This window comes from Nocardioides mangrovi, assembly GCF_020073815.1.
Taxonomy (GTDB): Bacteria; Actinomycetota; Actinomycetes; order Propionibacteriales; family Nocardioidaceae; genus Nocardioides; species Nocardioides mangrovi.
Map to the genome: position 1 here is coordinate 1 of NZ_JAIQZJ010000008.1, position 14,725 is coordinate 14,725.

The window sequence follows — 14,725 nt, forward strand, 5'->3', positions numbered from 1 at the left end:
CTCTCCGACGAGGCCCGCGCAGCGACCTACGCCGCCTGGCTCCACTTCTACAATCACCACCGACCCCATACCGGCATCGGAGGCCTCACTCCCGCCGACCGCGTTCACAACGTCACGGGGAACTACAGCTAGCCGGGTGTGCGGCCGGTTACGCAGCCGTCACATCCCGGACGTAGCCTTTGCCGGTGCAGCACCTCTCCGTCCTCGCCTACTTCGCCGACGACCCCACCCGCAGCTACCAGCTCATCCAGTGGCTGCCGGTCCTCGAGCAGCTCGACCAGCACCATCCCGTGGCGATCGTGGCCCGCGACGAGCGCACCGTGGAGGTGCTCCGCACGCGGACCTACCTGCCCATCGAGCTGGTCGCGACCTTCCCCGAGCTGCACGAGTTCTACGCCCAGACCGACGCCAAGGTCGTGCTCTACTGCAACAACTCGATGCTCAACTTCCAGTCGCTCCTGGACGCGCGCAAGCTGCACGTCCACATCAACCACGGTGAGAGCGACAAGCAGAGCATGGCGAGCAACAACGCCAAGGCCTACGACCGCGTCTTCGTGGCCGGCGAGGCCGCCGTGCAGCGGTACGCCGCCGAGCTGCTCGAGCTCGACACGTCCCGACTCGTGCGGATCGGCCGACCCCAGCTCGACCTCCGCCCGCCCGCGCTGCTCGAGCCCAGCGACCGCCGTACCGTCCTCTACGCGCCGACCTGGGAGGGCGACGCGGAGTACAACGACTACACCTCGCTCGACACCCTCGGGATCGAGATCGTCCGCGCCGTCCTGGCCGTGCCGGACGCGCGCCTGGTCTACAAGCCGCACCCGAAGATCGCGACCAGCCAGAGCCCGGCGATCCAGACCGCCCACCAGGCGATCCTCGCGATCGTCGAGGCCGCCGGCCCCGAGCACCGGTCGGTCACGGTCGGCGACATCCTCGCGGTGATCCCGGACTGCGACGCGATGATCACCGACGTCTCCTCGGTCGGCCTGGACTGGCTCTACCTGCGCACGGAGAAGCCGATCTTCATCACCGACCGCCACCACGACGCCGACCGGCTGCGCCGCGAGGTGCCGGTGAGCCGGTGCGCCGACGTCCTGGACGACGCCGAGGACCTCACCGGCCTGCTCACGGACCGGCTGGCCCACGACGAGCACCACCTCGCCCGGGTCGCGATGCGGCACCACTACTTCGACGACCACCAGGTCGGCGACAGCACCGCCCGCTTCGTCGAGTCGGTCGGCGCGCTCGTCGCGCTGCGCGACCGGCTGCTCGGAGTGGCGGACGAGGCGATCACCGCCTGAGCACGCCCTAGGTTGGGGGCATGCACCTGGAGAACGTCGTCATCGACGCCCTGGACCCGCAGGTCCTGGGCGGCTTCTGGGAGACCGCGCTCGGCAGCGAGCGGCTGACCGACGAGGCCGACATCGTCGAGACCAGGCTGGCGTACGACGGCGGCTTCTTCCTCGACCTCTGCTTCCAGCAGGTCCCGGAGCCGGTGACCGTGGCCCCGCGGCTGCACCTGGTGGTCGCGGAGGCGCCGGGGCCGTCGGTCGACCCGGAGGGCAACGCCTTCCGGGCGCGCGCGGGAGCCGGCCCGCTGGTCGCGATCGAGCTCGACTCGGCCGACCCCGACCGCGACGTCGCCTTCTGGTCGTGGCTGACCGGCTGGACCGAGGTCGACCCGCACACCCTGGCCCACCCGGACCGGGTCGGTCCGCTCGTGGTGCTGGTCCCGGAGCAGGGCCCCAAGACCGCGACCAAGAACCGGATGCACCTCGACGTACGCCTCGGGCCCGGCGAGGACGCCGACGAGGTGGAGGCCGCGATCCTCGAGCGCGGCGGCCGGAGGCTCGCCCCGGAGTGGGGCGAGCTCCCGTGGCGCACCTACCTGGATCCGTCCGGCAACGAGCTCTGCGTGCTGCCGGCGCCGCGCTCCTCGACCGAGACCTAGACCTTCTCGAGCCGGTCCTCCTCGGCCAGGTGCTGGTAGTAGTCGCGCGGCTGGCCGTGCCGGTCGGTCATCGCCAGCAGCCGGAGCCCGGCCGGCTCCAGCGTGCGCGAGCTGACCCACGCCAGCGCCGCGGCGGGCACGGCCACGAGCACGGCGGTGACCAGGAAGAACGCCCCCGGCCGCGGGCCGGGCAGCACCCCGAGGGTGCCGAGCAGCCGCATCACCGGCTCGTGGATCAGGTAGATCCCGTAACCGAGGCTGCCCACCCAGACGAGCGGCTTCCAGCTCCAGGCCGACGACCACGGGCCGTCGTGGAGCACGATCCCGGCCAGCGCGACGGCCACGGCCACGGCGTACAGCGGGTGCCACCACTCGCTGGCGACGGTCTCCATCGGGCGCAGCACCACGAGGGCCGCCAGGGCGGTGAGACCGGTGATGCCGAGCCCGGCCCGCACGGCGCCGCGCAGGCGGACGCCGGCCGCGACCAGGACTCCGAGCGCCATGCCGGCGCCGAAGTCGACGCCGCGGGAGAGCGGCGAGAACCACCGCGACCAGTCGGTCGGGTCGTAGGGGCCGCTGAGGGTCGCCCAGGTCAGGTAGCCGACGGTGATCGCGGCGCAGAGGACCGGCAGGGACGCCGCGGTCCACAGCCGGGCGCGGCGGCTCGACTGCCGGTGCACGACCGCGTTGACGACCGGCACCGCGAGGGCCATCAGCAGGTAGAAGTGGAACTCGACCGCCAGCGACCAGGCGGGCCCGTCGGTCCAGAAGATGTACTGGTCGCTGTAGACGTGCGTGAAGGTCAGGTGCATCGCGAGGTCCTGCCAGTTGCCGGGCAGGGACGGATTGGTCAGCACCCACACCGAGAGCACGATCGCGTAGTAGAGCGGCAGCAGCCGCGCCATCCGGCGCATCAGCAGCACCCGGCCGGGTCGGCTCGCGTCGCCCTCAGCGCAGGCCGCGGCGATCGGCAGCCACAGCACCAGCCCCGACAGCACGAAGAACATGTCGACGAAGAGGTCGGTGCCGAGCATCAGCTGGTGGGCGAGGCCGTCCCAGGGCCACGCCCACGTCTGCGGGTCGCGGTTGTGCTGGTAGGCGTGGAAGGTGACGACGGCCAACGCCGCCACGCCGCGCAGCCACCCGAGGGGGAACTGCGGGCGACGCGCGGGTACGGCGGGGGCCGCGTCGTCCGGGGCCTGGCTGGTCGTCGGGTCGGGGGCGAGGGTCGTGGTCGTCATGCGGCCTCCTCGAGGGTGGCGTCGTCGGTCGCCGGGCCGGCGGCGCGGCCGGCGCTGCGCGGAGTGACCACCCAGCGGTGCTCACCGCGCAGCTGCTTGAGCTGGGCGACGCGGTTCACGATGTTCTTGAGCTCGGTGTAGAAGAGCAGGTTGGCGACGGCCGAGCCGACGAACCAGCGCTTGTGCCGGCGTACCTCCGGGGCGGCGAGCCGCCAGGCGGCCAGGGTCTGCAGCGGGCCCGACACGGTCGTGAAGAGCGCGAGCAGGGCGAAGACCGGCGAGGTCAGGTCGATCCCGCCGTCGCGCCAGGCGTAGAACCCCAGCAACGGCCAGGTGAGCAGCGAGATCCACGGGTAGAGCTCGCGCCAGCCGAGCAGGTGCAGGACGCCGAGGCGCTGGCGCAGGGTCAGCCCGGGCTTGCGGGCGATCGGCCAGAGGTGCCGCAGCGACACCTGGAACCAGCCCTGGGCCCAGCGCATCCGCTGGTTCCACAGCGCGCGGACGGTCTCGGGGGCCAGCTCGCGGCTGACCAGCCCGGGGTCGTTGACGATCCGGCCGCCGGCCTCGAAGACCCGCATCGACGACTCGATGTCCTCGGTGAGGAAGGAGCCGCGCAGCCGGATCCGCTCGAGGGCCGAGGTGCGCCAGTAGCCGTTGGAGCCGCCGAAGATGCCGAAGCCGAAGAGCTTGGTGCGGCCCGGGTGGGCGACGGCGTAGATCTGCTCGAACTCGACGGCGATCAGCTTCGCCAGCGCCGAGTCGTCGCCGTTGCGGATCACGCAGTGGCCCTGGACGACGTCGGCGCCGTCGGCGATCCACCGCCAGGCGCGGTCGAACGCGCCCGCCATCGGGTGGTGGTCGGCGTCGAAGATGCCGACGAACTCGCCCTCGGCCACGCGCAGGGCGGCGTTGACGTTCTGCGCCTTCGAGGTGCTGTCGGGCACGCACAGCACGGTGAGGTCCTCGTGGACCTCCGCCAGGCGGGCCAGCTCGTCCTCGATCGGCAGCGGCACCGGGGTGTTGTAGGCGAGCACGATCTGCAGGCCGCCGGCGTACTCCTGCGCGAGGAAGGTGTCGACGGTCTCCAGGATGGTGTCGGCCTCGTTGGGCAGGTACGCCGGGATGATCGCGGTCGCCCGCGGCGCGGGGCCGTCCGGTGCGTCCGGCACCTTCGGCGGGTCGACCGCGTGGGAGCACTCGGCCCAGATGGTCGCGGCGGTGAAGGTCAGCGCGCCGACCAGCACCCAGTAGAGCGGCGTCGAGACGTCGAGGCCGATCGCGTCGAGGCCGACCAGCGCCAGGAACGGCAGGACCAGGCAGCCGACGGTCGCCCAGAGCAGCTGCCGGCTCGCGGAGAACCACGAGACGACCGGGTGCCGCTGGCGCACGTGCGCGCCGCTCGGCCGGGGCTGGAGGTCGCGGCCGCGCACCGACTCCTCGGCGGCCGTCGCGGCGTGCTCCTCGGCGGTGTGGGGGTCCTGCTTGCGCGAGATGTGCGCCCAGCCGACGCCCAGGTCGACCATGCCGCGGTGGTCGTCCACCGCGCCGAAGGCCTCGACCGCGTGGTAGGCCATCTCCTGGAGGCGCACCGGCCGGGCGTCGCGGTCCTCGCGGCGCAGGCGCAGGACGAGCCGGGCGTCGCGGGTGGCCGCGACGACCTCGCCGGGCTCGAGTGCGGTCGTCATCCGGTCGGCGACCGCGTGCGCCACGTCGTACGACGGGCGCGTGCTGGCGGTGACGTCGTCGCCGGGGGCGGCGTACACCGGGTCGATGACCGCGATGATCTCCCGCGGGCCGCGCGGGCTGGGGAGGGAGAGCCGGTTGCGCACCGGCGGCGACACCACGTCGTCGGGGGACCCGACGCGTCCGTGCTCGGACGGGAACGGGTCGGGCGTGGGCGCGCTTCGATCAAGGGTGAGTGTCACGGCGTGACCTTTCTGCGTCGACGGTCCTCGGCCGCCGTCGGCGGCCGTGGGGTGGTGCGGAAAGGCGCGCTGCGTGAGTCGCGCTCAACCACCACCGTGGCCAGAACGCGATGCCCGATTCAAGTTCTCGGCGACGTGCGTCGAGTCACGAGACGGTGGTCACGCAGATAGAACAGGTTCTAGTCTGCGGTCCATGGAGAGACCTCTGCGCGTGATCCAGTGGACGACCGGCAACATCGGACGACGCTCGCTGCACGCCATCATCGGCCGGCCGGACATGGAGCTCGTCGGCGTCTACGCCCACGGCGCCGACAAGGTCGGGAAGGACGCCGCCGAGCTGTGCGGCTGGCCGTCGCCGACGGGTGTGCTGGCCACCAACGACATCGACGCGCTGCTCGCGCTCGGCGCCGACGCGTGCTGCTACAACCCGCTGTGGCCGAGCGTCGACGAGCTCTGCGCCCTGCTGGCGGCGGGCGTGAACGTCTGCTCCTCGGCCGCCTGGATCACCGGCGGCAAGCAGACCCCGGAGGACCGGGCCCGGATCCTCGCGGCCTGCGAGGCCGGTGGCTCGACGATCTTCGGCAGCGGCGCCCACCCCGGCATGACCAACATGGTCGGGATGGTGCTCTCCGGCTCGTGCGAGACCGTGACCGAGATCCGGATCACCGAGTCGGTCGACTGCTCGACGTACGAGAGCGCGGAGACGCAGGGCGCGATGGGCTTCGGCAAGGACCCCGCGACGCCGGGGCTCGCCGAGACGGTGCGGCGCGAGAGCGAGGTCTTCGCCGAGTCGGCCGCGATGATGGCCGACGCCCTCGGCGTGACCCTGGACCGGATGAGCTTCGACGTCGAGTTCACCGCCGCCACCGGCGACAGCGACCTGGGCTTCATGACCATCCCGGCCGGCACGGTCGGCGGCGTGATGGGCTACCACCGCGGCTGGGTCGGCGACCGCAACGTGGTCTCGGTCGGCTTCAACTGGACGATGGGTCAGCACGTCGTACCGCCCAAGCCGCTGCAGCACGGCCACGTCATCCAGGTCTTCGGGGTGCCGAACATGCGCACCGTGCTCCACTGCCTCCCGCCGAAGGACTGGACCGAGGGCTTCATGGACCTCGGGATGATCTACACGGCGATGCCGGTGACCAACGCGGTGCCGTACGTCGTCGCCGCCGAGCCCGGCATCGTGACGCTCGCGGACCTGCCGCCGATCACGGGTCGGGTGCGTCCCTGACGCCTGCCCGCGAGGGTCAGTGACCGACGAGCACCGTCGGGTCGACGTGCTCGACCTTCGTGCGGGGCAGGAAGAACGCCGGGACGAGCACCAGGCCGACCATCACGGTCGCGACGACGAAGACGTCGGCGTACGCATCGGCCATACCGGTGAGGAACGACGTCTCGTCGGACGGGTCGAGGTCGATGATGCCGTTGGTCAGGAGCACCGAGAAGACGGCGGTGCCGATCGAGGCGGCGACCTGCTGGACGATGTTCATCAGCGTTGAGCCGCGCGCGATCGTGTGCTCGCGCAGGGTGGCCAGCGCGGCCGACATCATTGGCATCATCGTGCAGCCCATGCCGAGGCCCATCACGAAGAGCGCCGTCAGCATGTAGGCGTAGGAGGTGTCGGCGCCGATCTGGGTGAAGAGCGCCATCCCGATCGTGCAGACCGCGACGCCGGCCATCACGATCTTGCCGGGGCCGATCCGGTCGGCCAGCACGCCCGCGATCGGCATGGTGATCATCGCGCCCACGCCCTGCGGTGCGAGCAGCACGCCGGAGCTGAGCGCGTCCTCGCCGCGGACGCTCTGGAAGTAGAGCGGGAAGAGCAGGCTGGAGCCGAAGAACGCGATCGCGAAGAGCGCCATCGCGATGACGGCCACGGTCATCGTGCGGTTGCCGAAGAGCCGCAGGTCGACGAGCGGATGGAGGTTGCGGCGGTTGAGCGCCCACGGCACGAACGCCGCGATGAGCAGCGCGCCGATGATCGCGGGCGCGACGACCTGCGCCGTCCACAGCGTGCCGTGCTCCTCCTTGGCGGCCGGGATCGAGGAGACGCCGTACAGGAACGCGGCGAGCCCGGGCGAGAGCAGCACCATGCCGAGCCAGTCGAAGGTCTCGGACGGCTCGACGTCGTCCCGGGGGAGCACGACCGAGGCGTAGCCGATCGCCAGGACGCCGATCGGCAGGTTGATCAGGAAGATCCAGTGCCAGCTGGCGGCGTCGATCAGCCAGCCGCCGAGGATCGGGCCGAAGATCGGGCCGAGCAGCATCGGGATGCCCATGATCGCCATCACCCGGCCGACCCGCTCGGGGCCGGCGGCGCGGGTCAGGATCGTCATGCCGAGCGGCATCAGCATGCCGCCGCCGAGGCCCTGGACGACACGGTAGGTGACCAGCAGCTCGAGCGAGGACGCCGTCGCGCAGAGCACCGAGCCGATCGTGAAGAGGGCGACCGCGAGCAGGTAGAGGCGCTTGGTGCCGAACCGGTCGGAGGCCCAGCCGGTCAGCGGGATCACCGTGGCCAGGGCCAAGGTGTAGGCCGTCATGGTCCACGCGACCTGCGCGGACGTCGCGTCGAACTCCGACTGGAAGGTCTTGAGCGCGACCGACACGACCGTGATGTCGAGGATCGACATGATCGCGCCGAGCACGACCACCCCGGCGGTGAGCAGCACGCCCCGGTCGAGCTTGTCGCTGGTCGGCGGGGCGGGGGCCGGGGTCCCGGGCTCGGTCTCGATGCTCACCACCCGAGGCTAGGTCGCGCCGCCGACCCCGGTCACCCGACTTCCGTCTCCGGCGCCCGTGGGCTGTGTCACGCCCTCGGTGCAGAAATGTCGGGGTTGGTGGAGAAACGTCGGGGCAGCGGGAGATTCACCGCCTACCCGGTGAATCTCCCGCTTCCCTGACAAACCTTCGTCGGGCGAGCGTGAGTTCTGTCGGGGAACCCCTGGCGCGACACCGAGTGACCCGACCGGTTCTCCACAGATTGCGATGCGGGCCGGACGGGTGCGCGTGATCGGGGAATCACTCGTGCATGGTGCTCGAGCTCATCACTCCAGACGGACTGCTTCTCCGACGCGACGCGGTCGAGGGCGGCTACGACGACAACTACCTGGCGCGGCAGGTGAAGTCCGGCTTCATCGTCCGGATCCGCCAGGGCGCCTATGCGCTCGCGTCCGTCTGGGACATCGCCGATGCCCGGAAGCGGCAGTGGTTGCTGTCGATGGCGGCGATGTTGCAGTACGACGACCAGGTGGCCCTGTCGCACGACAGCGCGGCGGTGGTCTGGGACGGTCCCGACCACGGCCTCGATCTCTCGGCTGCGCATCTGACGCACTTCGACGGATCGGGACGCCGTAGCGCGAAACTCGTGCATCACGAGGGAGGGATCCTGCTCGACGACATCAGCCGGCGGCGCGGCCACTGGATCACCTCGCCCGGTCGTACGGTCCTGGACGTCGCGAGCATCCGCGGCCTCGAGACGGGAGTCGTGGTCGGCGACGACTTCGTCCATCGTGGGCTCGCCACGGTCGAGGAGATGCGCATCCTCGCCGAACGCATGGACTGCTGGCCGAACACGCTCGCGCTTCGGCTGGTGCTCGACCTCATCGACGGCAGGTCCGAGTCCGTGGGTGAGACGCTCGTCCGCCTGCTGTGCCGGAACATGCGGCTGCCGCGACCCGAGCTGCAGTGGGAGGTGCGAGACCGACGCGGCCGACTCCTCGGTCGCGTCGACTTCGCCTGGCCTCAGCACCAGCTGCTGGGCGAGTTCGACGGGAAGGCGAAGTACCTCCGGCTGCGTCGTCCCGGCGAGACGATCGAGCAGACGGTGCTGCGGGAGAAGAAGCGTGAAGACGACATCCGAGAGGCCTCCGGCTGCCGCATGATCCGTTTCACCTGGCCCGATATCTTTCGGCCCGAACGAACCGCCGACCGGCTCCTGGCCATGTTCGACGCAGCCGCCTGAGCCGGTCTAGGGCCTGGGTTCCCCGACGTAACTCACGCTTCCCCTACGAACCTTTGTCGGGACAGCGCGAGATTCACCGCCTACCCGGTGAATCTCCCACTGCCCCGACGAATCTGGCACTGCCCCGACGAAACTCCCGTGGCGAAGCGGGGCAGCTCAGTCGAGCATCGCCTCGATGGCGTCGACGATGCGCTCGTCGTCGGGCTCGGTGCGGGGGCGGAAGCGGGAGATGACGGTGCCGTCGGCGGCGATGAGGAACTTCTCGAAGTTCCACTGGACGTCGCCGGCCTCGCCCTCCTCGTCGGGGGCGGCGGTGAGCGTCCGGTAGATCTCGTGGCGGTCGTCGCCGTTGACCTCGATCTTCTCGGTCATCGGGAAGGAGACGCCGTACGTCGCGGAGCAGAACTCGGCGATCTCCTCGGCCGAGCCCGGCTCCTGGCCCATGAACTGGTTGCAGGGCAGCCCGACCACGGTGAAGCCGCGCTCGGCGTACGTCTCCTGCAGCTTCTCCAGGCCGGTGTACTGCGGCGTGAGGCCGCACTTGCTGGCGACGTTGACGAGGAGGGCCGGCTGGCCGCCGGTGAGGTCGCCGAGCGTGGCGGGCGTGCCGTCGAGCCGCGCGATCGAGGAGTCGAGGATGCTCATGCCGACGAGCGTAGAGGCAGCCCGGATGCGGCAGGCAGGATGGGCGCGTGCGCGCCATCGTCCTCGACACGGTCCGAGCGGTCCCCGAGGTCCGGGAGGTGCCGTCGCCCTCGGCCCCGCCGGGCGGCGTCGTGGTCCGGGTCCTGGCGACCGGGATGTGCCGCAGCGACTGGCACGCCTGGGCCGGGCACGACCCGGACATCGTCTTCCCGCACGTCCCGGGCCACGAGCTCGCCGGCGTCGTGGTGGAGGTCGGTGCCCGGGTACGCCGGTGGCGGGTCGGTGACCGGGTCACCGCGCCGTTCGTGTGCGGCTGCGGCCGCTGCGCGTGGTGCCTCGCCGGCGACGCGCAGGTCTGCCCGGACCAGCAGCAGCCGGGCTTCACGCACTGGGGGTCCTTCGCGGAGGAGGTCGTCCTCCACGCCGCGGACACCAACCTCGTGGGGCTGCCCGAGGCCGTGGACTTCGCGACCGCGGCCGCGCTCGGCTGCCGGTTCGCCACGGCGTACCGCGCGCTCGTCGCCCGGGCGCGGCTGCAGGCCGGGGAGTGGGTGACGGTGGTCGGCGCGGGTGGCGTCGGCCTGAGCGCGGTGATGATCGGCCACGCCGTCGGCGCGCGGGTGGTCGCGGTCGACCGCAACCCCGAGGCCCTGGCGCTCGCCACCCGGCTCGGCGCGGAGCACACGGTGCTCGCCGACGGGTCCGACGTACCTGCGGCCGTGCTGGCGCTGACCGACGGCGGCAGCCACGTCGCGGTGGACGCGGTCGGCGGCGAGCAGACCTGCGCCGACGCGATCCACAGCCTGCGTCGGCGTGGCCGGCACGTGCAGGTCGGCCTGCTCCCGCCGGTCGACGGCCATCCGCGGGTGCCGATGGACCGGGTGATCGGCTGGGAGATCGACGTGCTCGGCAGCCACGGCATGGCGGCGGTCGACTACCCCGCGATGCTGGACCTGATCGGGCAGGGAGCGCTGCAGCCGCAGCGGCTGGTCGAGCGCAGCATCGACCTCGACGAGGCGGCCCGGCTGCTGCCGGTGCTCGACGAGACCACGCTGGCCGGCATCACTGTCGTCGTCCCCGGATAGCGTCGCCGCGTGCCCTTCGTCCCGCTGACCGGTCCCGCGACCTTCCGCGCCGGTGACCCGCCGCGGGAGGGGGTCGTGGAGTTCAGCGACCAGCGGCGGACGGTCGCGCTGCCGATCCGCGCCGCGATCCCGGTGCTCACCAGGGCCCGCAACCGCGAGGACCTGCACCCGACCGTCGGGCTGCTGTCGGGAGCGGCGTTGCTGGGGATGCGGCTGGTGGCGGCGGGCAAGTTCGCGCCCGGCCCGACCGCGTCCGGCGAGGCCCCGCGCTGGCAGGTGAGCGGGCTGGACGCGGACGACGAGGACCGCATCGAGATGCTCGCCCGGGCCCAGCGCGACGACGAGCGCGTGGTGCGCGACCTGATCGACGCGATCGCCGACGCGATGCCGCGGCAGCCGCCGGTCGAGGTCCCGGACCGTACGCCGAAGGGCCCGTCCCGACCGTCCTTCGAGCAGCGGCTGCAGCAGCGCCTCGCCCGGCACCGCCGGGTCGAGGTCGGCGACCTGCCCCAGCTGGTCCGGCTCTCGATCCGGGTCGAGGCCGACGAGGAGGAGCTGGTCGCGGGCGCCGTACGCCTGGTGCCGCAGGTGCACGACGAGCAGAACCCCCTCCACCTCTGCGACCTCGCGTCGCTGTGGGTCGACGACCCGGAGCAGCACGGGTTCGGCGACCGGGCGCGCACCCATGCGACCATCGCGCTGCGCGCCGCGGCCGACGCGTGGCCGGTGCTCGACCGGCTGCTGGAGCTCCGGGTGCCCGACCAGCTCCAGCTCGACACCGACGAGCTCGTCAGCCTCCTCGACGGCGGCGTCGAGGCGCTCCGCGACCGCGGCGTCGACGTGATGTGGCCGCGCAGCCTCGGCCGCGACCTCAGTGCGGCCGCGACCCTCGACCGCGCGCGGACGCCCGGGTCGGCGGGGGGTGCGCGCGAGGAGCCGCTCAACGAGCCGATGCTGGCGACCGACCAGGTCTTCGCCTTCCGGTGGCAGCTGGCGCTGCACGGCGATCCGCTCACCGAGGAGGAGATGGACCTGCTCGCGGCGTCGGCGACGCCGCTGATGCGGCTGCGCGGCAACTGGACCGTCGTCGACCCGGCGATCGCCCGGAAGGCTCGCAAGCGGCTGCTGCGCACGGTGCGCCCGGCCGAGGCGGTCGCGGCCGCCCTCACCGGTGTCGTCCAGGTCGGGACTGCGGAGCAGCAGGAGCAGGTGGTGGTCGGGGCCTCGCTGCTCCGGGTCCGCGAGCAGCTGGTCGGCGCCGCGACCCGCGAGCCGGTGCCGCCGCCGGAGGCCCTCGCCGCGACCCTGCGGGACTACCAGCGGCACGGCCTGACCTGGCTGGCCGAGCTGACCTCGCTCGGCCTCGGCGCCTGCCTGGCCGACGACATGGGCCTCGGCAAGACCATCACCCTGATCGCGCTCCACCTCCACCGCCACGAGCGGGGCGCCACCGGGCCGACGCTCGTGGTCTGCCCGGCGAGCCTGCTCGGCAACTGGGAGGACGAGGTCCACCGCTTCGCGCCCGGCACACCGGTGACCCGCTTCCACGGCAGCGCGCGCGACCTCGACGGCGTCGGCGACGGGTTCGTGCTCACGACGTACGGCACCCTTCAGCGCGACGCCGAGCGGCTCGCTGGGGTCGCCTGGGACCTCGTCGTCGCGGACGAGGCGCAGCACGTCAAGAACCCCCGGACCGCGACCGCCCGCGCGCTGCGCGGCATCCCCAGCGCGGCGCGGGTCGCGCTGACCGGCACCCCCGTGGAGAACAACCTCACCGAGCTCTGGGCGATCCTCGACTGGGCGATCCCGGGCCTGCTCGGGAGCCGCAACGCCTTCCGCAAGGTGTGGGCCGGGCCGATCGAGTCGGGGCGCGAGCCGACCAAGGCGCGGCAGTTCGCCGACCTGATCGGGCCGTTCCTCCTGCGCCGGCGCAAGTCCGACCCGGGCATCGCGCCCGAGCTCCCGCCCAAGACCGAGACCGACCACCGGGTCGGGCTGACCCGCGAGCAAGTCGTGCTCTACGAGTCGTTCGTGCGCGACGTGATGGCCCGCATCGAGCGCGCCGACGAGGACGCTCGCCGCGGGCTGGTGCTCACGCTGCTCACCGGCCTCAAGCAGATCTGCAACCACCCGGCCCAGTTCCTCAAGCAGGGCGCAACCCGCCTGTCGGGCCGCTCGCAGAAGATCGACCTGCTCGACGAGCTGCTCGGCACGGTGCTGGCCGAGGACGGCGCCGCGCTCGTCTTCACCCAGTACGTCGCGATGGCGCGGCTGCTCGAGTCCCACCTCGCCAGGGCCGGCATCCCCCACCAGCTGCTGCACGGCGGCACCCCGGTCCGCGAGCGGGAGGCGATGGTGCGCCGCTTCCAGGCGGGGGAGGCGCCGGTCTTCCTGCTCTCCCTCAAGGCCGGCGGCACCGGCCTCAACCTCACCCGCGCCGACCACGTCATCCACGTCGATCGCTGGTGGAACCCCGCCGTCGAGGAGCAGGCCACCGACCGCGCCTACCGGATCGGCCAGACCCGGCCGGTGCAGGTGCACCGGATGATCACCCGCGGCACCGTCGAGGAGCGGATCGCCGAGATGCTCGGCCGCAAGCGCGCGCTCGCCGACGCCGTCCTCGGCCGCGGCGAAACCGCGCTGACCGAGCTCAGCAACGACGAGCTGCGTGACCTGGTGACCCTGCGGCCCGACGCCCGGGACGACTGATGGCCGGGCCGGTGCTGCACCCGCGGGTCGCGGCCCGCCGCGGCGGCTCCCGCGCGACCACCTGGTGGGGCAAGGCGTGGGTGCGGGCGGTCGAGGAGGCGGCGTACGCCGACGGCGACCTGAGTGCCGCCCGCTCGCTCGCGCGCGGCGGCCACGTCGGCGGCATCACCACCGAGCCGGGACGGTATGTCGCGTCCGTCGAGGACCCGCGCGGGCTGTGGACCGTCGAGGGCACGGTGCCGGTGCTCGACGAGTCGGGGCTGGCCGCGCTGGTCGAGACGGTCGCCGCGGTGTCGGGCCGGATCGCGGCGCTGACCGCCGGCGACCTGCCGCACGACCTGGTCGAGCAGGCCGAGGAGTCGGGCGCCGAGCTGCTGCCCTACGGCGGGGAGCTCGACGCCAGCTGCGGCTGCGACCACTGGGCCGACCCGTGCGTCCACGCGCTCGCGGTGCTGTCCCAGCTGGCCTGGCTGGTCGACGCCGACCCGTTCGTGCTGCTCCAGCTGCGCGGCATGCCCCGTGAGGAGCTGCTCGCGCGGCTGCACGCGCGCACGCGGGTGGTCGACGAGCAGGACGTCGACGACGTCGACCTCGACCTGGCCGTCGAGGCGGCGCTCTACGCAGCCCGGGTGCTCGACGAGCCGGTCACCGAAGCGCACCCAGCGTCATCCGGCTGAGCAGGTCACGCATCCGGTCGTCGGGGAGCAGCCCGCTGTGCGGGGTGGAGTTGATGAGCCCGAACGCCGCGTGCGCCATCGCCCGCGCGGTGTCCAGCGCCAGGGCGGGGTCGAGCAGCCGGAGCTCGGCGGCCCAGAGGTCGACGTACTCGCGCTGCAGGCTGCGCACCCGCTCGCGGGCATCTTCCGGGAGCGACTCCCAGTCGCGGTCCTGGACGACGATCAGCGGCCGGTGGCGCAGCGCGAAGTCGACGTGCCAGTCGACGAGCCCCGCGAGCGCCGCGGCCGGGTCGCCCGCATCGGCGACGCGCTGCCGGCCGACCCGGAGGAGCTCCTCGCTGATCGAGACCAGCATCTCGGCGAGCATCGCCTGCTTCGAGTCGAAGTGCTTGTAGAGCGCCGGCCCGGAGATGCCGCACGCCGCGCCGAGGTCCGCGACCGAGACGCCGTGGAAGCCTCGTGCGGCGAACAGCTCGGCAGCGGTCTCGAGGATCTGGCTCCGTCGATCCGGGGGGCGGCTCACGCCTC

At 72.4% G+C, this 14,725-nt stretch carries 13 protein-coding genes; 8 read left to right on the forward strand and 5 right to left on the reverse strand.

What is annotated here, in order from left to right; genetic code table 11:
• The 3 genes from K8U61_RS14085 to K8U61_RS14095 form a co-directional block, all read left to right on the forward strand.
• On the forward strand, positions 1 to 132 hold a 132-nt coding region (locus tag K8U61_RS14085; RefSeq protein WP_224123939.1), incomplete at its 5' end, for an integrase core domain-containing protein.
• Positions 133 to 185: 53 nt separating this feature from the next.
• Positions 186 to 1,298: a CDP-glycerol glycerophosphotransferase family protein gene (locus K8U61_RS14090; protein WP_224123672.1), complete on the forward strand. Its 1,113-nt coding sequence runs from the start codon at positions 186 to 188 to the stop codon at positions 1,296 to 1,298.
• Positions 1,299 to 1,318: 20 nt separating this feature from the next.
• Complete coding sequence (locus K8U61_RS14095; RefSeq protein ID WP_224123673.1) at positions 1,319 to 1,948, forward strand: VOC family protein; 630 nt, start codon at positions 1,319 to 1,321, stop codon at positions 1,946 to 1,948.
• Here the strand turns inward: K8U61_RS14095 and K8U61_RS14100 are convergent.
• Together K8U61_RS14100 and K8U61_RS14105 are read right to left on the reverse strand one after the other, a co-directional pair.
• On the reverse strand, positions 1,945 to 3,189 hold the full coding sequence (locus K8U61_RS14100; protein ID WP_224123674.1) for an acyltransferase family protein: 1,245 nt from the start codon (positions 3,187 to 3,189) through the stop codon (positions 1,945 to 1,947). The genes K8U61_RS14095 and K8U61_RS14100 overlap by 4 nt on opposite strands.
• Positions 3,186 to 5,114: a glycosyltransferase family 2 protein gene (locus K8U61_RS14105; RefSeq protein ID WP_224123675.1), complete on the reverse strand. Its 1,929-nt coding sequence runs from the start codon at positions 5,112 to 5,114 to the stop codon at positions 3,186 to 3,188. The genes K8U61_RS14100 and K8U61_RS14105 overlap by 4 nt, the downstream gene beginning before the upstream one ends.
• A 193-nt stretch (positions 5,115 to 5,307) precedes the next feature.
• Here K8U61_RS14105 and K8U61_RS14110 point away from each other — a divergent pair, with 193 nt between their 5' ends.
• On the forward strand, positions 5,308 to 6,348 hold the full coding sequence (locus tag K8U61_RS14110; protein ID WP_224123676.1) for an NAD(P)H-dependent amine dehydrogenase family protein: 1,041 nt from the start codon (positions 5,308 to 5,310) through the stop codon (positions 6,346 to 6,348).
• A gap of 16 nt (positions 6,349 to 6,364) precedes the next feature.
• Here the strand turns inward: K8U61_RS14110 and K8U61_RS14115 are convergent, their stop codons facing one another.
• Complete coding sequence (locus K8U61_RS14115; RefSeq protein WP_224123677.1) at positions 6,365 to 7,858, reverse strand: DHA2 family efflux MFS transporter permease subunit; 1,494 nt, start codon at positions 7,856 to 7,858, stop codon at positions 6,365 to 6,367.
• A gap of 290 nt (positions 7,859 to 8,148) precedes the next feature.
• On the opposite strand from K8U61_RS14115, the gene K8U61_RS14120 reads away from it, so the two are divergent.
• Complete coding sequence (locus K8U61_RS14120; RefSeq protein ID WP_224123678.1) at positions 8,149 to 9,081, forward strand: type IV toxin-antitoxin system AbiEi family antitoxin domain-containing protein; 933 nt, start codon at positions 8,149 to 8,151, stop codon at positions 9,079 to 9,081.
• 156 nt (positions 9,082 to 9,237) lie between these two features.
• On the opposite strand, the gene K8U61_RS14125 is transcribed toward K8U61_RS14120, so the two are convergent.
• Positions 9,238 to 9,726 carry a glutathione peroxidase gene (locus K8U61_RS14125; RefSeq protein WP_224123679.1) on the reverse strand — a complete coding sequence of 163 codons (489 nt, stop codon included), beginning with the start codon at positions 9,724 to 9,726 and terminating at the stop codon, positions 9,238 to 9,240.
• Between the two features lie 47 nt (positions 9,727 to 9,773).
• On the opposite strand from K8U61_RS14125, the gene K8U61_RS25510 reads away from it, so the two are divergent.
• Genes K8U61_RS25510 through K8U61_RS14140 form a run of 3 tightly spaced genes read left to right on the forward strand, consistent with a single transcriptional unit; the run spans position 9,774 to position 14,197 of the window.
• A complete protein-coding gene (locus tag K8U61_RS25510; RefSeq protein WP_224123680.1) occupies positions 9,774 to 10,811 on the forward strand; it encodes a zinc-dependent alcohol dehydrogenase family protein in 1,038 nt (345 codons plus the stop codon).
• Positions 10,812 to 10,820: 9 nt separating this feature from the next.
• Positions 10,821 to 13,520: a DEAD/DEAH box helicase gene (locus tag K8U61_RS14135; RefSeq protein ID WP_224123681.1), complete on the forward strand. Its 2,700-nt coding sequence runs from the start codon at positions 10,821 to 10,823 to the stop codon at positions 13,518 to 13,520.
• Positions 13,520 to 14,197 (forward strand): SWIM zinc finger family protein, encoded by a 678-nt coding sequence (locus K8U61_RS14140; protein WP_224123682.1) that lies wholly within the window; start codon positions 13,520 to 13,522, stop codon positions 14,195 to 14,197. The genes K8U61_RS14135 and K8U61_RS14140 overlap by 1 nt, the downstream gene beginning before the upstream one ends.
• Here K8U61_RS14140 and K8U61_RS14145 read toward each other — a convergent pair.
• On the reverse strand, positions 14,166 to 14,720 hold the full coding sequence (locus tag K8U61_RS14145; protein ID WP_224123683.1) for an SACE_7040 family transcriptional regulator: 555 nt from the start codon (positions 14,718 to 14,720) through the stop codon (positions 14,166 to 14,168). The genes K8U61_RS14140 and K8U61_RS14145 overlap by 32 nt on opposite strands.
• Positions 14,721 to 14,725: the final 5 nt, after the last annotated feature.